This window comes from Amylibacter sp. SFDW26, from assembly GCF_009184395.1.
Taxonomy (GTDB): Bacteria; Pseudomonadota; Alphaproteobacteria; order Rhodobacterales; family Rhodobacteraceae; genus Amylibacter.
Map to the genome: position 1 here is coordinate 55,313 of NZ_WEIC01000005.1, position 21,170 is coordinate 76,482.

Below are 21,170 nucleotides of genomic sequence, written 5' to 3' on the forward strand. Positions count from 1 at the left end.
TCTTATCGCTCCCCTCGCGCTAGAAACGCCAAACGTTCAAATAAATGGATATCTTGCTCATTCTTTAACAACGCACCATGCAATTTCGGCAATGCATCTTTACCATCACGACGCATATCAGCCGCATTCAAATCCTCGACCAGCAGTAGCTTCAACCAATCCAACACTTCAGATGTCGATGGCTTTTTCTTTAAACCAGCCGTTTCACGGATTTCAAAGAACTGTGTCAAAGCCTCTGCGACCAAATCCTGTTTGATACTTGGAAAGTGTACATCAACAATCTGTTGCATCGTTTCCATATCAGGGAATCGGATATAGTGGAAAAAACAACGGCGCAAAAATGCGTCAGGCAGTTCTTTTTCATTATTGGATGTGATGATGACAATTGGGCGATTCTTTGCTTTGACTGTTTCCCCTGTTTCATAAACATGAAATTGCATCTGATCTAACTCTTGCAGCAAGTCATTTGGGAATTCGATATCTGCCTTATCAATCTCATCAATCAATAGAACAAGACGTTCTTCTGCTTCAAAAGCTTCCCAAAGTTTACCTTTTTTAATGTAGTTAGATACATCATGCACACGCTCATCACCCAATTGGCTATCGCGCAAACGCGATACTGCATCATATTCATAAAGCCCCTGCTGTGCCTTGGTCGTAGATTTAATATTCCATTCAATAATAGGCAAATTAAGGGCTTCAGCCACTTGTCGTGCCAACTCTGTTTTGCCCGTTCCAGGCTCACCTTTTACAATCAGAGGGCGCTCTAATGCGATGGATGCATTCACAGCGATGGTTAAATCATCCGTCGAAACATAATTTTTTGTGCCAGTAAACTTCATTTTGCCCCTTAAACCCTTGGTTTTCCATAGACTATGCGCGTTTTCACGATGCCGCAAGGTTACACATCTTTTGGGTGACAACCTTGTGATATTTCTATATCGAAGCATCAAATTGGCAAGACTCGCCAAGGTGAGGATGACTATTATGGGTGTAACAATGAAATCAGAAGTTATTCTGGATGCAGACTACCGTCCAGCCGATGACGAACCGTTTATGAATGAACGTCAAACTGAATATTTCCGCCGTAAACTAACGGATTGGAAAGCAGAATTATTAGAAGACACACGCGATACAATCGAAGGTATGCAAGAAGGCGCACGTAACATTCCTGATGTTGCTGACCGTGCATCTGAAGAAACAGACCGTGCATTGGAATTGCGTACACGTGATCGCCAGCGCAAATTGGTTGCCAAGATTGATCAAGCGTTGCGCCGTATTGACGAAGGTGAATTTGGCTACTGTTCAGAAACAGGTGAGCCAATTTCATTGAAACGTTTGGATGCACGTCCAATCGCGACAATGTCTTTGGAAGCACAAGAACGCCATGAGCGTAAAGAAAAAGTACACCGCGACGATTGATCGCCCGTACTGACCTGCTAAAGTTTTGACACCGAGGACTGAATGGTCTTCGGTGTTTTCGTATCATAAGGGCGGCACATGCCATTAAAGCATATGAACATCGCAATCATTGGCGCAGGGATTGGTGGTTTAACAGCCGCGATCGCTTTGAAACGTCATGGTGCGAATGTGACTGTGTTTGAACAAGCAGAAGAAATTGCAGAAGTAGGTGCAGGCATTCAGATCAGCGCCAACGCAATTCGCGCTTTGATAGATATGGGATTATCCCCGCTTGAGTGGCCTCATAGCACACCCAGCGCTGTTCACTTATGTGATTATAAGAAAGGGGATGTTGTCTCTACCGTGGAATTGAACACATCACCAGACAGCCCCTTTTTGCAATTTCACCGCGCTGACTTGATAGATGCTCTTTGGTCCGCCGCCACAAAAGCAGGTATTGATATTCATTGTGGGCAAATGATTAGCGATATCACACCTAATGGCCAAATCCTTGGTCAAAAATATGATCTCATTGTCGGTGCAGATGGCGTTAAATCCCTAATCAGAAATACGCATTTCAAAAGTCAGGCGCCCACATTTACAGGCCAAGTTGCATGGCGTGCAATTGTAGATGCTGATGCAGAAAGTGCCCAATTCCAAAGCAAAACCCATGTCTTTATGGGCCCTCACAAACATGTTGTTGTATATCCCCTACGCGGCGGGAAGCAGATCAATATTGTAGCGGTTGAAGAACGTGCTGAATGGGTTGGCGAAGGCTGGAACCATTTGGGTGATCCAAAACAGCTTCACACTCTTTTTAAGGACTGGGCTGACCCTGTAAGCACTTTATTGCAAAAAATAGATACCCCTATAGCATGGGGGTTGTTTGCCCACCCACCCTTAGAAGCATGGGCGAATGATCGTATCGTTCTACTGGGCGATAGCGCCCATCCGATGGTACCTTTTATTGCTCAAGGCGCCTGTATGGCGATTGAAGATGCATGGGTTTTGGCAGACCAACTTGTTAATAAAACGGATTTATCACAGGCCTTACAAGCCTATGAAACGATACGCAAAACACGTGCAACAAAAGTCCAAGAAACAGCTCTAAAATCTGGGCGAATATACCACGAAGCCAATCCAATAAAGCGCAAGATACTACATACAGGTATGCAAATTACATCGCGCCTAGCCCCACAATTCATGGCACGGCACTATGATTGGATTTACGATTACGATGTCACAAAATCAGGCGTCTAATTCGACCCAAATCGGCACGTGATCAGATGGCTTTTCACGTCCACGCGTATCGCGGTCAATCTGACAATCTTGCAATAAATCAGCACATTGTGGGGACAGTAAGAAGTGATCAATCCGAATACCGTTGTTCTTGTTCCAAGCTCCTGCTTGGTAATCCCAGAACGTGTAGTTCATCGCCGCCTGATTACGCGCACGGAATGCTTCTGTGAAACCAAGATTCATTAACTTGCGGTAAGCTTCGCGTGTTTCAGGTAAGTACAATGCATCTTCTAGCCAAGGCTTCGTATCCCAACAATCCTCAGCCTGCGGGATAACATTATAATCCCCTGCCATAAGAAATGGTTCTTCTAGAGCCATCAACTCTTGGGCGCGTGCATATTGGCGTTTCATCCATGACAATTTGTAATCATATTTCGGCCCCGGCGTTGGATTACCATTTGGCAGATACAATCCACACACACGAACGGCCTGTTTATCGCCCATAACTGTTGCTTCTATCCAGCGTGCTTGAATATCTTCGTCATCACCTGGCAAACCACGTGTTATATCTTCCAAAGGCAGCTTTGACAGGATCGCCACACCGTTGAAACTTTTCATACCATGCGTTTCCACTTGGTACCCTAAGTCTTCAATCGGTTCGCGCGGGAAATTCTCATCCACAGATTTGATTTCTTGCAACAAAGCCACGTCAGGTTTGGCCTCTTCTAGCCACTGTAAAAGAGCAGGCAAACGCGCTTTAATGCCATTGATGTTAAACGATGCGATTTTCATGTGATCTGCCCTATTGGTATTTTTCTGCACCCTACAAGGTTGCAGGGATCAGATGCAAGAACCAGTAAGGTTACATAGAGAAACTTGTGCCACAGCCGCAGCTTGATGTGGCGTTGGGGTTTTCTATCACAAAACGCGCACCAATCAATTCTTGTGAAAAATCAATCACAGCATTGGCCAAAAATGGCAAAGACACACTGTCGATCAAGACTTTTTGGCCATCTTTTTCCAAAACAAGATCATCATCAGCGACATCTTCATCCAATTTCATTTCATATTGAAAACCAGAACACCCCCCACCCTCGACTGCAATGCGCAAAGCTTGAAGTGCAGCAGTGTCTGCATTGATCTCGGCCAAACGCTCAAACGCGCGGTCCGTGACTTTTGGTGGTAATGTAAGCTCCATCTATCCAGTCGCTCCAGATTGGGGTATGTGTTGCCTAAATATAGGCGCGGATGCACCGCGCGACAAGGCAAAGGCGAACACAAATGCTTGCGAATTACGCATGTGACCCGAAAAATAGCCGTGGACGGTTGGTAAATGAGCACGAATCCGAACACAGATCCCCATTTCAGCGCGATCGAGACAGGATTATCCATTCCACCGCATTTCGCCGCCTAAAGCATAAAACACAGGTGTTTGTTGCCCATGAGGGCGATCATTTTCGCACGCGTTTGACCCATACGATTGAGGTTGGGCAAGTTGCACGCACGATTGCTTCTACTTTGGGATTGAACCAAGAATTAACTGAAGCCGTGGCATTGGCACATGATCTTGGGCACACACCTTATGGGCATAATGGCGAAGATGTACTGTCTGAATGTATGAAACCATACGGTGGATTTGACCATAATGCACAAGCTTTGAAAATTGTAACCAGTTTGGAACGTCACTATGCGGAATTTGATGGGCTAAATTTGACATGGGAAACATTGGAAGCCATCGCAAAACATAATGGACCTGTAACCGGCACCCTACCCTTTGCCTTAGAAGATTATAATAAAACCTACGATCTGGAACTTGATACATTCGCAAGCGCCGAAGCCCAAGCAGCAGCCATTGCCGATGATATTGCCTATAACAATCACGATTTAGATGATGGATTACGAGTTGGGTTATTCACAGTAGAAGACATTCTTGACCTTCCATTGGTAGGAGATTGCTTCAAAGAAGTGGATGCTAAATACCCTGTTTTAGAACAACAACGCCGTCGCCACGAAGCATTACGGCGCGTGTTTGGGATCATGGTGCAGGATGTTATTACTGAAAGCCAAAAACGGATCACTACCCTGTCGCCAAAATCAGCCCAAGATATCCGCAATCATTCCACCCCTGTTATCCAATTTTCAGATGAATTATTTGCCCAGCTCAAAGAAATTCGCACCTTTTTATTCACCCGCATGTATCGCCATGATGATGTGAACAAAATGCGCCACGATACTGGGATTGTGGTGAAGGAATTGTTCAATACTTATATGGGCAACCCGACATTATTGCCCGAACGCAGACGCCCCAGAAACGCTGATAAAACCGCCCTTGCCCGCGCCGTTGCGGATTATATTGCAGGCATGACAGACCGATTTGCGTTCCAAGAACATGAAAAGCACTGTGCTTAACGGCTGGAACGCGCTTTAAACCTGTGTTAAGTGCCGCGAAACCTAGATGGATACGACGACGATGAACCTGTTCGCAGATATTAAAACCCTTGTTTTAGATGCTTTGGCACAAATGCAATCCGAAGGCAGTCTGCCTGCTGATTTGGATTTCACAAATGTGGCTGTTGAACCGCCGCGCGATCCACTACACGGCGATATGGCAACCAATGCCGCGATGGTTTTGGCAAAGTCTGCAAAAATGAAACCGCGTGATATTGCTGATGCTTTAGCTGTGAAATTAGCCGCCGATGACCGTGTAACTGTGGCAGATGTTGCTGGGCCTGGTTTCTTGAATCTACGTCTATCCCCATCTGTATGGCTGGATGTTGTACCAAGTGCTTTGAATGCTGGTACTGATTTTGGCCGTTCAAACATGGGTGATGGTAAAAAAGTAAATGTTGAGTATGTTTCCGCGAACCCAACGGGCCCTTTGCACGTTGGTCATACACGTGGTGCTGTTTTTGGCGATGCTTTAGCAAGTCTTTTGGATTTTGCAGGCTACAATGTTACGCGTGAATATTACATCAATGATGGCGGCGCGCAGGTCGATGTATTGGCCCGCTCAGTATACTTACGATATCTCGAAGCCAATGGTCAGGCCGTACAATTCGAAGATGGCACATACCCAGGCGACTATCTGATTGCTGTTGGCCAAGACGTCAAAGAAAAATATGGCGACACATTGGTTGGCAAACCGGAATCCGAATGGCTAAAAGAATTGCGCGAGTTTTCAACAGAAGCAATGATGGATTTGATCCGCCGCGATCTAGCCTCTATCGGCGTAAAAATGGATGTGTTCTTTTCAGAAAAATCACTTTACGGCACAGGCCGCATTGAAAGTGCTTTGGCTGATTTAGAAGCCAAAGGATTGATTTATGAAGGTGTACTTGAACCACCAAAAGGTAAAAAGCCTGATGATTGGGAAGCACGCGAACAAACTTTGTTCAAATCGACAGAACATGGCGATGACGTTGACCGTCCTGTGAAAAAATCAGACGGCGCATGGACATATTTTGCGCCTGATATCGCGTATCACTATGATAAAGTTCAACGTGGCTTTGATGAGTTGATCGATATCTTAGGCGCCGATCATGGTGGCTATGTTAAACGGATGAAAGCAGCCGTTTCTGCCCTCTCTGATGGTGAAGTGCCTTTGGATATTAAACTGTGCCAACTGGTGAAGCTTTATAAAAACGGCGAGCCGTTCAAAATGTCGAAACGCGCGGGCACATTCATCACCCTTAGCGATGTGGTTGAGCAAGTTGGTCCAGATGTCGCTCGTTTTGTTATGTTGACGCGTAAAAATGATGCGCCGTTGGACTTTGATTTCGACAAAGTTCTGGAACAATCAAAAGAAAACCCAGTGTTTTATGTGCAAAATGCGCATGCGCGCGTTTGCTCTGTCATAAGAAGAGCAAAACAACTAAACATAGATGTGAGTGATGATGCATTGAAATCTGCCAAGGTTGATCTTTTGACCCATGAAGCAGAACTCACTTTAATAAAGAAAATGGCAGAGTGGCCACGTATGCTAGAACTCGCAGCAAAACATAATGAACCGCATAGAATCGCTTTTTATCTCATAGAATTGGCAGCAGATTTCCATTCTTTGTACTCACAAGGTAATTCTGACGGAGAACTAAGATTCATAAATGAGAATGAGATTGGCAAGTCTCAAGCAAAAATCAGTCTCATTAGGGCTGTTTCCGTTGTTATTTCCGCAGGACTTGGTATTTTAGGCGTAACTCCGATGGAAGAAATGCGCTAAAAACAACAAAAATCGCATATTTCGGGGTTGGAGCAGGCAAATACACAAGATAGTGTATGAAAAAGAGGCAAAACCCTATGTCCGAGTATGAAGAACAGAACAACCAAGCAAATCGCATCGCCCCATTAGGCGTTTTACGATTGGGTATGAACTGGATTGGCGCCATCGCATCCGTCGCTTTGGTGATCGGTTTAGTCTATTGGGTGTTCAGTTTGGGCACACGTGATCCAAACGACATTCCAATCATTCGCGCCATGGAAGGGCCAGCCAGAACACAGCCTGAAAACCCTGGTGGAGCACAAGCAAACCACCAAGGTTTGGCTGTTAATTCGGTCCAATCTGAGGGCTCAACTGAAAAACCTGCCGAAACAGTTGTACTTGCACCAGAACAGCAATCACTAACATCAGAAGATCTAGCACAAAGTGAATTGGCTGCAGCAAAACCAGAATTGCGCCCAGAGCCAAAACCCGCAACGAAGCCAACACCTGAAGCAACAGAAGTTGCAAAGACCGAAGAACCTACACCAACAGTTCAGGATCCGTCTTTGATTGTTGAAAGCATTGTTGTGGAAAACGAAAGTACAGTGATTTCATCCAGCGACTATGCACCACTGCAATCTCCTGTCCCACAATCACGCCCTGCAAACCTAAGCTCGCGCATTGAAGCTGCGGCTGAAGTTAAAGAAGAACCAGAAGTTACAGACCCAGAAAATGTTTCAAGTGTTCCAATTGGCACACGCTTAGTACAATTAGGTGCTTATGATAGTGAAACAATTGCTGCCATCGAATGGGATAAGTTAATTGGGAAACATGGCGATTTGCTAACGGGTAAAAAACGCCTAATTCAATCTGCCGAATCTGGCGGTCGTACATTTTTCCGACTACGGGCAATGGGCTTTAATGATGTAGAAGACAGCCGCAACCTTTGTTCTGCTCTTTTGGCACGCGGTACTCCTTGTATTCCGGTAAGCGCACGATGACATCACAGACAGCCTGTATATTCGGCTGCGAAAGCCTGCGCTTAAGCTCTGATGAGAAACAGTTTTACAAAAACGCCCAACCTTGGGGTTTTATTCTGTTTGCCCGCAACCTTGAAACACCCGATCAAATTCGCGCGTTAACATCTGAGCTGCGCGATACAGTCGGGTATGATGCCCCTATTCTGATTGACCAGGAAGGTGGGCGTGTTCAACGTTTACGCAACCCTGAATGGTCAGAGTGGTTACCGCCATTAGAACAAGTCGAAGCTTTGCCAAACGAGGCAGCACAAGCCGCTATATATTTACAATACCGCATTATAGCCGCTGAATTGAAAGCGCTTGGTATAGATGTAAATTGCGCACCAATGTTAGATATAGCCACAAAAGACAGCCACGAAATCATCGAAAACCGCTGTTTTGGTCGTGATGCAGATACTGTTTCCACAATGGGGCGCGCTGCTGCAAACGGCCTTTTGGATGGTGGTGTATTACCGATCATCAAACATATCCCAGGGCATGGTCGCGCAAATATGGACAGCCATTTTGAACTGCCTGTTTTGGATACGGCTCAAGACACCTTAAAAACCAGTGACTTCGTTCCTTTTCAACGCCTGTCTGATCTGCCGATGGCAATGACAGCGCATATTACATATACAGATATCGATCCAGATAATTGCGCAACACAATCATCAAAAGTCATCAATACTATCCGTTCTGACATTGGGTTTGATGGGCTGATCATGACCGATGATCTGTCTATGAAAGCGCTTAAGGGCAGTTTTGCAGATCGTTGTGATGCTTCTTTTAATGCAGGATGTGATGTGGTTTTACATTGCAACGGTGTAATGGATGAGATGACACAGGTGGCATCTGCAACCCCTAAATTATCAGATGAATCTTTGAAACGCGCTGAGACGGCTGTCGCCATGCGTCACACACCAGATGACTTTGATATGGCGAGTGCAAAAACAACATTTAAGCAATTCACACAGGTGGAAGCTTTATGACAGAACCTACGCAAACAGAAATTGAAGATTTCGAGCAAACCACACAAGAACGGATTGCTTCTGAATCTTTGTTGGTTGACGTAGACGGTTTCGAGGGGCCATTAGATGTTCTTTTGACCTTGGCACGCACGCAAAAAGTAGATTTGCGTAAAATCTCTGTTTTAGAATTGTCCGAACAATATCTGAAATTTGTTGAAGAAGCTAAGAAACTTCGGATCGAACTTGCTGCCGATTATCTTGTTATGGCTGCCTGGCTTGCCTTTCTTAAATCTCGCTTATTATTGCCACCTGACCCAACAGAAGAAGGCCCCTCTGCAGAAGAACTTGCAGCACACCTAGCTTTTCAATTGGAACGACTAGAGGCCATGCGCAGATCCGCCGCAAAATTGATGGCACGTGATCAAATGGGGCGTGATTTTTTCGCACGCGGCATTCCAGAGGCCGTCAGTCAAAATCGCAAAATAACCTATAATGCCACGATCTTAGATTTGATGCAGGCCTATGCTTACATCAAAACAAAGGGCAATTTTGAACCTCTCCATATGATAGAACGCGACCGCGTTTTCACGATGGAGCAAGCTTTGGGCCGTATGCGCACATTAATTGGCCACGCTATTGAATGGGGCGATTTAAATCAGTTCCTACCTGATGGCTGGCGCGACGATCCAAAATTTCGTCGCTCAGCAACGGCATCCACGTTTGCGGCATCCCTTGAGTTGGTAAAAGAAGGCAAGCTAGAAATTCAGCAATCCGAACTTTTTGCCCCGATAAAACTTAGAACAAAGAGGTCACAATGACCAAAGAGCAAAACGATACATTGTTTGAAGCCCCTCCTATGGCTGAACAAGAACGCATGGTTGAAGCTATTTTATTTGCGTCAGCAGAACCCATTTCTAAAAGAGCGATCGCTGATCGTTTACCCCATGGCTGTGATGTATCCGAAGCACTTGTACATTTGCGGAAACGTTACGAAGGCCGTGGTGTGAAGCTTGTGAAAGTGGACGATGCATGGGCATTTCGCACATCACCAGACTTAGGGTTCTTAATGCAAAAAGAACGTTATGAGACGCGTAAGCTATCACGTGCAGCCATCGAAACATTGGCTATTATTGCTTACCATCAGCCTGTTACCCGTGCTGAGATTGAAGAAATTCGCGGCGTATCAGTATCTCGTGGTACAATCGACCTGCTTCTGGAATTAGAATGGATTAAATTAGGCCGCCGCCGCATGACGCCCGGTCGCCCTGTAACTTTTGTTGTGACACAAGTTTTCCTAGACCACTTCGGCTTAGAAAGTGAACGGGACTTACCTGGTGTAAAAGAGCTACGCGATTCTGGCTTACTAGATAACAGACCAGCCCCTGGTGCGTTATTGGAAGACACTGAAGCAGAAGTTGATTTGGAAAATGAAGATCAAGATGATATGTTTGAATAAATCAAAAAACAGGTGATCCTATGAACGGAATAATAAATATGGTCTTTAGGATGTTGATACGCAAAGGTCTCAATATCGGCATCGACAAAGGTATCGGTTATTTCTCTAAGAACAAGAACGTTGATGAGAACTCTCCCGAGGCAAAAGAAAACCAAAAACAAGCAAATAAAACAGCAAAAAGTGCTAAACAATCTATGAAAGTTATTCGTAGGATTGGGCGGTTTTAATTTTAACCACGTAAAGCCTTACCAAAAGCAGAAAACAGCTGATGGGAGATATGATCTTCATCAGCACGCCATTCAGGGTGCCATTGTACCGCCAATGCAAAGCCCATTGCATCCTTAACACTTAATGCTTCTGGGGTTCCATCTGGAGCATATCCATCAATAATAATACGTTCACCAGCATCTTTGATGCCTTGCCCATGCAAAGAATTTGTCAAAACTACCCTGTTATCGAAGACACTTTCAAAAACACTGCCTTCTTCAATTGTAACATCATGACGATGTGCAAATTTTTCATCCTGAGTGCCATCTGGCGGCATACGATGGTTCATACGTCCGGGTAAATCCCGAATTTCAGGATAAAGCGTTCCCCCAAAAGCCACATTGAATTCTTGGAAGCCGCGGCAAATACCCAGAATGGGGACACCAAGCTTCACACATTTACGGATCAATGGTAGTGTCAATCCATCACGATTCCGATCGAAATCACCATGTGCCTCTGTTACTTGTTCGCCGTATTCTTCTGGGTGAACATTAGGTCTGGCTCCTGTGAACACGAACCCATCAAAGGTTTCAATTAACTCATCAACAGACACATAATTTGGAAGAGATGGTACACTTAAAGGCAATGCATCACATACTTTAGCAACTGCACTGATATTACTCTCGCCAGTTGCCTGAACTTCGTACCCGCCATCAATAATGTATGAATTGCCGATAATACCTACGACTGGTCTTTTCATTGCCCGAAACTCTTATAATCTGGATTTCATCCAGCATGGCATGAATTCCGGGCAATGAAAATGTGTATTTTAAGCTTCTGCAGTCAAACCAGCACCTTCGATACCTGCAACAGCCGCGATTGCATCATTGTCTGATGTGTCACCAGTTACACCAACAGCACCAATGACTTTTCCGCGCTTGTCTTTTACCAAAACACCACCTGGAACAGGAATAACACGCCCATTATAAACACCATTCACAGCATTTACGAAATATGGTTGTTGCTCACCGCGATCCATCAGTTTTGATGTTGGCATACCAAGCATAATCGCTGCATGCGCTTTACCATCTGCAACGGCAAAACGACCAGGTGCAGCGCCATCTTGGCGTTCAAATGCTTTGCAATGACCACCAGCATCAACAACGATCACTGACAGTGGTTGCAAACCAAGCTCTTTGCCCTTTGCAAAGGCTTGATTGATGATGCGTTTAGCCTTATTTGACGATATTTCGGCCATAAAATTATCCTTTAAGTTCTAATCTCCGTGCGTGTAGCACAGGCTCAGTATAACCAGAAGGCTGAACTGTGCCGAGGAAAACAAGGTCACATGCAGCTTGAAATGCGACACCCGTGTAGTCTGGCGCCATTGGAATGTATGTTGGGTCATCTACATTTTGCTCATCCACAACGATTGCCATGCGACGCATAATTTCCATTGTTTCTTCTTTGCTCACCACACCGTGGTGCAACCAATTGGCAATATGTTGGCTGGAAATACGGCATGTTGCGCGGTCTTCCATCAAGCCAACGTTATTGATATCTGGCACTTTTGAGCAGCCAATACCTGCATCGATCCAACGTACAACATAACCAAGGATACCTTGTGCATTGTTTTCCACTTCACGTGTGATTTCTTCGTCAGACCAGTTTTGACCTTGAGCAACTGGGAATTGAAGGATCGTATCAACACTAGAGCGTTTACCACCTTCAATAATTTCATTCTGGCGCTCTTGAACATTGATCTTGTGATAATGTGTTGCGTGTAAAGTTGCAGCAGTTGGGCTTGGAACCCATGCGCAATTTGCACCGGCGTTTGGGTGCACTGTTTTTTGATCCAGCATATCTTTCATGTTATCTGGAACAGCCCACATGCCTTTACCAATTTGCGCACGCCCTTGCAGACCACATGCCAAACCAACATCAACGTTGTTGTCTTCGTATGCTGCAATCCAAGGTTCACCTTTGATATCATCTTTGCGCAGGAATGGTCCCGCTTCCATAGATGTATGAATTTCGTCACCTGTGCGGTCCAAGAAACCAGTATTGATAAACGCAACACGGTGTTTTGCAGCACGAATACATTCTTTAAGGTTAACAGTAGTGCGGCGTTCTTCGTCCATAATACCAATTTTCACCGTGAACTGTGGCAAATCCAAAGCTTGCTCAACAGCTGAGAAAATCACATCCGTAAACGCAACCTCATCGGGGCCATGCATTTTGGGCTTCACGATATAAACAGAACCATGTTCCGAGTTACCGCTGCGACGTTCAAGATCATGCATCGCGATTGCCACAGTGAACATCGCATCCATCAAACCTTCACCGATTTCATTTCCATCACGGTCTAAAATCGCTGGCGTTGTCATTAAATGGCCAACATTACGTACCAACATCAGCGCACGGCCCTTTAGGCTAAATGGTGCACCCTCTGGTGATACATATTTACGATCTGGCAACATCCGGCGGCGTAAAGTTTTATCACCTTTTTTGAAACTTGCGGTCAAATCACGCTTCATCAAACCCAACCAGTTTGAATAGGCCACAACTTTGTCTTCAGCATCTACAACCGCAACAGAGTCTTCACAGTCCATAATTGTAGACAATGCTGACTCTACAATCACATCAGCCAAGTTGGCCTTATCATCCTTGCCAATGTTGTGGTACGCATCAAAATACAACTCAATGTGCAAGTTGTTGTTTTTCAACAAAACACCCTCTGGGCTTTCAGGGTCATTACGGTAACCAACGAATTGGGATGGATCAGCAAGCTGCTTGCCATCAATCAAAAGTTTCCCATCGACTACAGAATAGTTTGTAGCGTCTGCATGAGACATGCCGTGAATTGGGAATGTTTCGTCTAAGAATTTCTTAGCCCATGCAATGACTTCCGCACCACGTGCAGGATCGTATTCTTTGCTTTTCGGCAAGCTGCCCATCGCATCTGTACCATATAAGCAGTCATACAATGAACCGAAACGTGCGTTCGCAGCATTCAATGCAAAACGTGCATTCGTGATTGGTACAACCAGCTGTGGCCCTGCAATTGTTGCAATCTCTGGATCAACGTTTTTAGTCTCGATAGAAAAAGGACGGCCCTTTTCTACAAGGTAACCAATGTCGTGTAGGAAGATTTTATAAGCTTTAAAATCAAACTCTTTGCCACGGTTCTCAACATGCCATGCATCGATCTTTTGTTTCAAGTCTTGACGACGTGCCAACAGCTCACGATTTTTTGGGCCAAAGTTGTGAACGATATAAGACAAACCTTTCCAAAACTGGCTTGCTGTCACATCCGTACCTGGAAGCGCTTCGCTTTCCAAGAAATCAACCAGTTGCTCATCAATTTGCAAACCAAATTTTTCGATACGTTTCATCGTGTCCTCCAAAGACCGTTATATCTCGCATTGGTATTATTTTCTTACCAAAATGAATGCAAGAGAAAAGATTTCCTATCGGAAACCGTGCTAACATGAGTCTTTAAGGACAGCAACCGTCTGTATACAAAAGTATGCAATTATTTTACTTGAATACCCAACAGAAACCATCACATCTAAGTTACACCTAAAATGGAATCGAAAATGCGCCCCTCACAAGCCCCTACAATCCGTCTTTCTGAATACACTGCCCCAGCTTTTTGGGTGGATACGGTTGATCTGACTTTCAAATTGAATCCGACGGCAACACGTGTGATTTCTAAGATTACATTTAAAGGGAATACAGATCGCACAAACGGTCCACATGACTTGCAATTAGACGGGCGCAATCTAAAGCTTATCACGGCTTCTATTAACGGAAAGCCTTTAAAAGATGATGAAATCCTACAAGATACCGAAGGTTTACGCATTCCGCATGACTTGGTTCCACAAGATAATTTCACTTGGGAAGCAGAGGTAGAGATCAATCCAGAAGGCAACACTGCGCTTGAAGGTTTATACATGTCGAACGGTATGTATTGCACACAATGCGAAGCACAAGGCTTTCGTAAAATCACGTATTATCCAGACCGCCCAGATGTAATGGCAACATTTACGGTGGCAATTGAAGGCGACAGCCCCGTTCTATTGTCCAACGGCAACAAAGTGAAACACGGTAAATGGCATGATCCATGGCCAAAACCCGCTTATCTGTTTGCTTTGGTTGCAGGTGATCTTGTTTCCTATGATGATCAATTCACCACAATGTCGGGTCGCAAGGTTGATTTGCAGATTTTTGTACGTGAAGGAGATCAAGACAAATGTGCCTACGCAATGGATGCTTTGATACGGTCGATGAAATGGGATGAAGAGGTTTATGGCCGCGAATACGATCTAGATTTGTTTATGATTGTTGCCGTTGATGACTTCAACATGGGCGCGATGGAGAACAAAGGGTTAAACATCTTTAACTCCAAATATGTCCTTGCAAGCCCAGAAACAGCAACTGACCGCGATTACGAATTGATCGAAGGCATCATTGCCCACGAATACTTCCACAACTGGACAGGCAATCGCATCACATGCCGCGACTGGTTCCAGCTCTGCTTAAAAGAAGGTTTAACTGTTTTCCGTGATCAACAATTTTCGGGCGACATGCGTTCCCATGCGGTGAAACGTATTGATGATGTCTTGCAACTCCGTTCACGCCAATTCCGCGAAGATGCAGGACCTTTGGCACATCCTGTACGACCAGAAGAATACATTGAGATAAACAATTTCTATACGGCCACCGTTTATGAAAAAGGGGCTGAAGTTATTGGGATGTTGAAACTGCTGGTCGGTGATGCACAATACGACAAAGCCCTTACGCTTTATTTCGACCGCCATGATGGTCAGGCTTGTACGATCGAAGATTGGATTGCTGTGTTCCAAGATGCAACAGGTCGCGATCTATCCCAGTTCAAACTCTGGTATTCGCAAGCGGGCACGCCACGTTTGAAAGTGACTGATAGCTTTGAAGACGGTGTTTATACATTAAACTTTGAACAAAGCAGTGCTCCGACACCAGATCAGGACACAAAAAACCCTCAAGTTATTCCCGTTCGTACTGGTTTCTTGAATGCGGATGGTTCTGAAACAATTTCTGAGCAACTGTTTGAGGTCACCAAAGCCAAACAAAGCTTTACGATTGACGGCTTCGACGCAAAGCCAACACCATCCATTTTGCGTGGTTTCTCGGCCCCCGTGGCTCTGGACTTCCCACAAGACGATACAACTTTGGCCTTTTTATTGGCGAATGACAGCGATCCATTCAACAAGTGGGAGGCTGGTCGCACATTATCTATGAACTTACTAACACGTATGATTTTGAAAGGTGCTACACCTGACGATGCATTCCTTGACGCAATGCGTACAGTTGTCTTGGATGAAAATCTTGATCCAGCCTATCGGTCTTTGACACTATCTTTGCCATCCGAAGATGCCTTAGCACAAGCAATCGTTGATACAGGTAAAACGCCTGATCCAGATGCAATTTATAAAGCACGTAAAGCACTCGCATTGGCTATGGCGAAAAAAACGGCGAATGATTTACCAAAACTCTACGCCTCTATGTCAGTAGATGGGGCTTATTCTCCTGATGCCAAAGCAGCTGGTAAACGTAGTTTGCGTACAAAAGCTTTGTCATTATTAACAAAATTAGAAGATGATGCAGCAACAGCTAGAGCCCAATTCGCCAATGCGGATAATATGACAGAACAGCTATCTGCTCTTTCCATCCTAATTTCAGCGGGCCACGGCGCAGATGCATCTGCTGCATTCTATGATCAGTGGAAAGACGATAAACTGGTCATCGATAAGTGGTTCGCAACTCTGGCAAGCAGTGCAGTCCCTGAAACTGCATTAGAAAAAGTCACAGCTTTATCTGAACACCCAGAGTTCACATGGACAAATCCAAACCGCTTCCGCAGTTTAATCGGCCCATTTGCCATGAACCCTGCTGCATTTCATCGTGCCGATGGAAAAGGCTATAAATTTGTGGCTGATTGGTTGATCAAGCTGGATGCTAAGAACCCGCAAACAACGGCGCGTATGTGTGGATTGTTTGAAACTTGGCGCCGCTATGATGACAACCGTCAGGCCTTGATAAAAGCGCAGCTGGAACGGATCGCGGGGGCGCCGAACTTATCAAAAGACAGTTCGGAAATCGTGGGAAAAATTCTGGGGGCTTAGAGTTTTACGGAACCGCACCCCAGTTGGGGCATTGAGTTAAGATACTGATACAATTTGGATATACGGTCGAAATATCATTACTCCAGATTGATATAATGTAAGCTTACTGTGGGCTGAAGCCCACCCTACGCTTGCCTTGGCGCCTAAAAATGTAATTGCAACAATCTCCTTAATTTGATTATCCTCTGTGACAATTGAATTAAGGATTTTTCATGCCATTACTTATAGGTCTTATTGGGATTATAATCGCTGTATATTTTTTCATCATGCGGGCCCGAAACGCAGCAGATATAGCCAGTGATTTATTGAATGCAGGCAACGACGTACGGTTAGCGGCACGACGGTTTGGATTTAAACATCGAGCAAAGACACACCCAGTAGAAAATATCGAAGACCCGCGCGTTGCAATCGTAAGTGTTGCAAGTGCTTTCATCGAATTAGATGACTTGCCGACGGCTGATCAACGACGGAACTTCATGCTGCAAATACAATCTGTATTAGACACAAACCATGAGGACGCCGAAGAATTGGCGGTATTAGGCCGTTGGTTATCAGCACAGTGTCAGACACCGAGTGCAGCTATAACGCGGATTACAAAACGTCTCTATAAAATTGAAGGTATACAAGCATTTGAACCTCTTTTGACGCTTATTAAAAACACATTAGAAACATCAGATGTGGAGCTAAATGATAAACAAATATCAGCATTGGATGACATCAAACGCGGCTTACGATTGTAAGATTTAAAAAATAAGCGAGAATCGGTAGATTTTGTGTTACGCTGTTCAAGCCTGACATGGGAGACACCGAATGACTCTCTACAAAGTATTTTACGATGTGTTGGCTGATTTAGCCGATCTGTTTGATGCGGAAAATCGTATGGGGGGACATGAAGCCGCCCAAGAATTGCGCAAGATACACGACAAATGCCACACACCGCTTCTACCCGCCAACCAAGCTTTGCCGGGCGTTGTTCAATCTGCGCTTTCTTTAAACCCACATCCCATTTGTGAGAAAATATCAAAGATCACATCCTTAATTGACTGGCATCATTCCGGTTTGGAAAATGGAATGATCACAGCAGAAATCGCGAAACGTATTGCAACGACAGAACTGATTGGGCCTGATGGTATGGTTTATAATGATACTGTTCGCGTTGGCCTTTTCGTTCAATCCGCAGGTTTAGACTATGTCACCCGACGTCATGCAGCAGAAGAAACATTCATCATGCTGGGTGGCAGCGGGTATTGGCAGGCGGATGATAGCCCAAAAACCTTATGCAAATCAGGTGATATGATTCACCATCCATCAGATACACCACACATCAGCATCACCAAAAAACAGCCGTTTATTGCCGCTTGGCGTTGGACGGGCGATATTGGGTATGACAAATATACACTCACAGGCTGACACGGCCGCGTTTGCCCTTGCCCCGCGCAGATAGTCAGCCTAAAAACACTTTCGATAATTACGACAGAGATAGTGTTATGGCCGAGCTTACATATTCCGAACCAAAAGCAAAAGTAATCGCAGGCGCCAAAGGCGACTGGGAACTTGTTATTGGATTGGAAGTCCACGCACAGGTGGCATCAAAAGCAAAATTGTTCTCAGGAGCATCAACAGAATTTGGTGCAGAGCCAAACTCTAATGTCTCTTTCGTAGACTCAGCAATGCCAGGCATGTTGCCAGTGATCAACGAATTTTGTGTGGAACAAGCGGTTCGTACAGGTTTAGGCATCAAAGCTGACATCAACCTTTACTCTGCCTTTGACCGTAAAAACTATTTCTACCCTGATCTTCCACAAGGTTATCAAATTTCACAGCTTTACCACCCAATCGTGGGTGAAGGTGAAATATTGGTAGACATGGAACCAGGTGTGGCACGTAAAGTGCGCGTTGAACGCATTCACCTAGAACAAGATGCTGGTAAATCCGTACACGACATGGATCCAAACATGTCATTCGTTGATTTGAACCGTACAGGCGTGGCGTTGATGGAGATCGTTTCACGCCCAGATATCCGTAGCCCAGAAGAGGCTGCTGCTTATGTTGCCAAGGTACGCCAGATTGTTCAATATTTAGGTACGTCAGATGGCAATATGCAAAATGGCAATCTAAGGGCTGACGTAAACGTTTCAGTATGTCGCCCTGGTGACTATGAAAAATTTCGCGAGACTGGTGATTTTTCATATCTTGGTACCCGTTGCGAATTAAAAAACATGAATTCTATGCGCTTTATTCAAGCTGCAATTATGGCTGAAGCTAACCGCCAGATCGCCCTGATCGAAGATGGTGGTGAAGTTGAACAAAATACTATCGCATGGAATCCAGACACAGGTGAAATATCTCCTTTGCGCTCGAAAGAAGAAGCACATGACTATCGTTACTTCCCTTGTCCAGACTTGTTACCACTTGAAATTGAACAATCATGGGTGGACGAGATTAAAGCAAGTTTACCTGAATTACCTGATGCAAAGAAATCCCGCTTCATGGCTGATTTTGGTGTATCTGAATATGACGCGAATGTGCTTACTGCAGAAGTTGCAAACGCTAATTATTTTGAGGACGTTGCAAAGGGCCGAGATGGTAAACAAGCTGCTAACTGGGTGATAAACGAATTGTTTGGTCGTCTAAATAAAGAAGACTTAAACATTTCAGGAAGCCCAATTTCTACGGCTCAACTTGGCGGTATTCTTGACCTTATTGCTAAAGGTGACATCAGCGGTAAGATCGCAAAAGATCTATTTGAAATCGTTTGGACCGAAGGTGGCGATCCTGCGGAAATCGTGGAAAGCCGCGGTATGAAACAAGTTACAGATACAGGCGCCATTGAAGCCGCTGTTGATGAAATTATCGCTGCCAACCCAGATCAGGTTGAAAAAGCGAAACAAAACCCTAAATTAGCAGGATGGTTTGTGGGCCAGGTGATGAAAGCCACTGGCGGAAAAGCAAATCCAAAAGCTGTGAACGAAATAATTGCTAAGAAATTGGCGCAATAAGGTAGGACTACAAATGGAACGTTATGAGTATAAAGTAGTCCCTGCCCCGCGCAACGGTATCCGTGTAAAAGGCGTTAAAGGTCCAGCAGCCAAATTCGCAGCAGCTTTAGAAGCATCCATGAATTTATTGGCAATAGAAGGTTGGGAATATATTCGTGCAGAAACCCTGCCAGCAGATGAACGCCAAGGTTTGACACGCCGTAAGACGGAAACAACTCAGCATGTTTTGATCTTCCGCCGCATTGCATCAACAGAAAAACTATCGGAACGCATGGATCCACCATTGGGGGATCTTACGGATGATACCGAAGAAGCTGAAAACATTTTTAGCGGCAACGATGATGAGTTTCCTGAGGAAGATGCAAACGAAACAGAAGAGAGCGTCGAGGATAAAAAGCCTTAATCAGCTGTCTGTACCACCAATGACAACGCGTGCAGGCCATCTTCGAACTCTTGCGCCAATGCTTTATTAATCAACCGTTGCTGACCAACGCGGTTTAACCCGTTAAACGCCTCGGCTTTGATATTCACATTAAAATGCGTCCCACCACCTTCGCGATATCCGCCATGGCCGCGATGTGCTTCGCTGTCGTCAATCACTTCTAATGCTATAGGCGTGAAAGTTTTTAATAATTTTTCACGGATACGATCTTCCATTGTCATTTTTTTGTCCTTTAACCAAATCAGCCCTTGGCGATATTTTTATATGCGCTAAAATCCATGATCCGACTCGTAAGGTAAATAGGTAATTCATGTCTGACAAACCTCTTTTTGATTTTGATATTTCAGTATCTGCCGATAAGAAACGCCGCAAAAAGGGCCGTCGTGGTATGTCTGGTGCATCCGAGACATCTACACAGATGTGCCAACATCCAGGCTGCGAAGAAGCAGGCCAATATCGTGCGCCATTAAATCCAGACAATTTAGAAGAATTTCGCTGGTTTTGCTTGGCTCATATTCGCGAATACAATCAAAAATGGAATTTCTTCGAAGACCACACCCAAGAACAACTCGAAGAGCAATTCGCAGCCGACCGCGTTTGGGAACGCCCAACTACGCCATTTGGTGAAAACAAAGAACAAAAACGCAAACCTACAGCCGAAGAAAAAGCATGGGCGCGCTTGGGCATTAAGGATGCGCATGAGGTACTGGGTGACAATGCTACGAAAAACCATGGCCGTGGCTCTGATGTTGGCAGCGCAAAACGCCTGCCACCTGCAGAACGCAAAGCCATTGTTATTCTGGATGCCAAAGATCATTGGACCAAAGCCGAGTTGCGCAAACAATACAAAGCTTTGGTTAAAGTCCTGCACCCTGACATGAATGGCGGCGACCGATCTGATGAGGACCGCTTACAAGAGGTTGTCTGGGCTTGGGACCAGATCAAAAGCAGCAAATCCTTTAAGGATTAATTTATAGGCATGCAGATGATTATTTGCGTGTCTCCTATCATTTTCACTCTACCTAACATTCACAAACGTTAACTTTCGATAAAACTAGTTTCGGACATTCAAAAACA

The 21,170-nt window shown here is 44.9% G+C and carries 22 protein-coding genes; 15 read left to right on the top strand and 7 right to left on the bottom strand.

What is annotated here, in order from left to right; genetic code table 11:
* Positions 1 to 2: 2 nt before the first annotated feature.
* A complete protein-coding gene (locus F9L33_RS13415) occupies positions 3 to 842 on the bottom strand; it encodes a MoxR family ATPase (RefSeq protein WP_152143315.1) in 840 nt (279 codons plus the stop codon).
* Positions 843 to 999: 157 nt separating this feature from the next.
* Between F9L33_RS13415 and dksA the strand changes: the two genes are divergently transcribed.
* Positions 1,000 to 1,422: an RNA polymerase-binding protein DksA gene (dksA, locus tag F9L33_RS13420; protein WP_152143533.1), complete on the top strand. Its 423-nt coding sequence runs from the start codon at positions 1,000 to 1,002 to the stop codon at positions 1,420 to 1,422.
* Positions 1,423 to 1,500: 78 nt separating this feature from the next.
* Entirely contained in the window at positions 1,501 to 2,661 is a 1,161-nt protein-coding gene (locus tag F9L33_RS13425; RefSeq protein WP_152143316.1) for an FAD-dependent monooxygenase, read from the top strand.
* Here F9L33_RS13425 and xth read toward each other — a convergent pair.
* Together xth and erpA are read right to left on the bottom strand one after the other, a co-directional pair.
* Positions 2,650 to 3,432 (bottom strand): exodeoxyribonuclease III, encoded by a 783-nt coding sequence (xth, locus tag F9L33_RS13430; protein ID WP_152143317.1) that lies wholly within the window; start codon positions 3,430 to 3,432, stop codon positions 2,650 to 2,652. The two genes, F9L33_RS13425 and xth, sit on opposite strands and share 12 nt — an antisense overlap.
* A gap of 70 nt (positions 3,433 to 3,502) precedes the next feature.
* Positions 3,503 to 3,838 carry an iron-sulfur cluster insertion protein ErpA gene (gene erpA, locus F9L33_RS13435; protein ID WP_152143318.1) on the bottom strand — a complete coding sequence of 112 codons (336 nt, stop codon included), beginning with the start codon at positions 3,836 to 3,838 and terminating at the stop codon, positions 3,503 to 3,505.
* An 83-nt stretch (positions 3,839 to 3,921) separates the two neighbouring features.
* Here erpA and F9L33_RS13440 point away from each other — a divergent pair, with 83 nt between their 5' ends.
* From F9L33_RS13440 to F9L33_RS13470, 7 genes are all read left to right on the top strand, one after another.
* On the top strand, positions 3,922 to 5,049 hold the full coding sequence (locus F9L33_RS13440; RefSeq protein WP_152143319.1) for a deoxyguanosinetriphosphate triphosphohydrolase: 1,128 nt from the start codon (positions 3,922 to 3,924) through the stop codon (positions 5,047 to 5,049).
* 61 nt (positions 5,050 to 5,110) lie between these two features.
* Positions 5,111 to 6,856 (top strand): arginine--tRNA ligase, encoded by a 1,746-nt coding sequence (gene argS, locus F9L33_RS13445; protein WP_152143534.1) that lies wholly within the window; start codon positions 5,111 to 5,113, stop codon positions 6,854 to 6,856.
* Between the two features lie 77 nt (positions 6,857 to 6,933).
* Positions 6,934 to 7,836: an SPOR domain-containing protein gene (locus F9L33_RS13450; RefSeq protein WP_193222053.1), complete on the top strand. Its 903-nt coding sequence runs from the start codon at positions 6,934 to 6,936 to the stop codon at positions 7,834 to 7,836.
* Positions 7,833 to 8,843, top strand: a complete 1,011-nt coding sequence (gene nagZ / locus F9L33_RS13455) for a beta-N-acetylhexosaminidase (protein ID WP_152143321.1) — start codon at positions 7,833 to 7,835, stop codon at positions 8,841 to 8,843. Before F9L33_RS13450 ends, nagZ begins: the two co-directional genes overlap by 4 nt.
* A complete protein-coding gene (locus F9L33_RS13460) occupies positions 8,840 to 9,640 on the top strand; it encodes a ScpA family protein (protein WP_152143322.1) in 801 nt (266 codons plus the stop codon). The genes nagZ and F9L33_RS13460 overlap by 4 nt, the downstream gene beginning before the upstream one ends.
* The gene (gene scpB / locus F9L33_RS13465; RefSeq protein WP_152143323.1) at positions 9,637 to 10,278 is read left to right on the top strand and encodes an SMC-Scp complex subunit ScpB; all 642 of its coding nucleotides are present in this window, start codon (positions 9,637 to 9,639) and stop codon (positions 10,276 to 10,278) included. The genes F9L33_RS13460 and scpB overlap by 4 nt, the downstream gene beginning before the upstream one ends.
* Before the next feature lie 20 nt (positions 10,279 to 10,298).
* The gene (locus tag F9L33_RS13470; RefSeq protein ID WP_152143324.1) at positions 10,299 to 10,505 is read left to right on the top strand and encodes a hypothetical protein; all 207 of its coding nucleotides are present in this window, start codon (positions 10,299 to 10,301) and stop codon (positions 10,503 to 10,505) included.
* A gap of 2 nt (positions 10,506 to 10,507) precedes the next feature.
* Here the strand turns inward: F9L33_RS13470 and F9L33_RS13475 are convergent, their stop codons facing one another.
* From F9L33_RS13475 to F9L33_RS13485, 3 genes are all read right to left on the bottom strand, one after another.
* Complete coding sequence (locus tag F9L33_RS13475) at positions 10,508 to 11,245, bottom strand: gamma-glutamyl-gamma-aminobutyrate hydrolase family protein (RefSeq protein WP_152143325.1); 738 nt, start codon at positions 11,243 to 11,245, stop codon at positions 10,508 to 10,510.
* Between the two features lie 69 nt (positions 11,246 to 11,314).
* The gene (locus tag F9L33_RS13480; protein ID WP_152143326.1) at positions 11,315 to 11,743 is read right to left on the bottom strand and encodes a heme-binding protein; all 429 of its coding nucleotides are present in this window, start codon (positions 11,741 to 11,743) and stop codon (positions 11,315 to 11,317) included.
* 4 nt (positions 11,744 to 11,747) lie between these two features.
* Complete coding sequence (locus tag F9L33_RS13485; RefSeq protein ID WP_152143327.1) at positions 11,748 to 13,880, bottom strand: malate synthase G; 2,133 nt, start codon at positions 13,878 to 13,880, stop codon at positions 11,748 to 11,750.
* Positions 13,881 to 14,084: 204 nt separating this feature from the next.
* On the opposite strand from F9L33_RS13485, the gene pepN reads away from it, so the two are divergent.
* From pepN to F9L33_RS13510, 5 genes are all read left to right on the top strand, one after another.
* Positions 14,085 to 16,652 (top strand): aminopeptidase N, encoded by a 2,568-nt coding sequence (gene pepN, locus F9L33_RS13490; RefSeq protein ID WP_152143535.1) that lies wholly within the window; start codon positions 14,085 to 14,087, stop codon positions 16,650 to 16,652.
* Positions 16,653 to 16,864: 212 nt separating this feature from the next.
* On the top strand, positions 16,865 to 17,392 hold the full coding sequence (locus F9L33_RS13495) for a hypothetical protein (RefSeq protein WP_152143328.1): 528 nt from the start codon (positions 16,865 to 16,867) through the stop codon (positions 17,390 to 17,392).
* A gap of 70 nt (positions 17,393 to 17,462) precedes the next feature.
* Positions 17,463 to 18,062 carry a dimethylsulfonioproprionate lyase family protein gene (locus tag F9L33_RS13500; protein ID WP_152143329.1) on the top strand — a complete coding sequence of 200 codons (600 nt, stop codon included), beginning with the start codon at positions 17,463 to 17,465 and terminating at the stop codon, positions 18,060 to 18,062.
* Positions 18,063 to 18,139: 77 nt separating this feature from the next.
* Positions 18,140 to 19,651, top strand: coding sequence for an Asp-tRNA(Asn)/Glu-tRNA(Gln) amidotransferase subunit GatB (gene gatB / locus F9L33_RS13505; protein WP_152143330.1), 1,512 nt, complete (start codon positions 18,140 to 18,142; stop codon positions 19,649 to 19,651).
* Positions 19,652 to 19,664: 13 nt separating this feature from the next.
* Complete coding sequence (locus F9L33_RS13510; RefSeq protein ID WP_152143331.1) at positions 19,665 to 20,054, top strand: DUF4177 domain-containing protein; 390 nt, start codon at positions 19,665 to 19,667, stop codon at positions 20,052 to 20,054.
* On the opposite strand, the gene F9L33_RS13515 is transcribed toward F9L33_RS13510, so the two are convergent.
* Entirely contained in the window at positions 20,051 to 20,314 is a 264-nt protein-coding gene (locus tag F9L33_RS13515) for a BolA family transcriptional regulator (protein WP_152143332.1), read from the bottom strand. The genes F9L33_RS13510 and F9L33_RS13515 overlap by 4 nt on opposite strands.
* Before the next feature lie 89 nt (positions 20,315 to 20,403).
* Here F9L33_RS13515 and F9L33_RS13520 point away from each other — a divergent pair, with 89 nt between their 5' ends.
* Positions 20,404 to 21,063: a J domain-containing protein gene (locus F9L33_RS13520; protein ID WP_152143333.1), complete on the top strand. Its 660-nt coding sequence runs from the start codon at positions 20,404 to 20,406 to the stop codon at positions 21,061 to 21,063.
* Positions 21,064 to 21,170 lie beyond the last annotated feature (107 nt).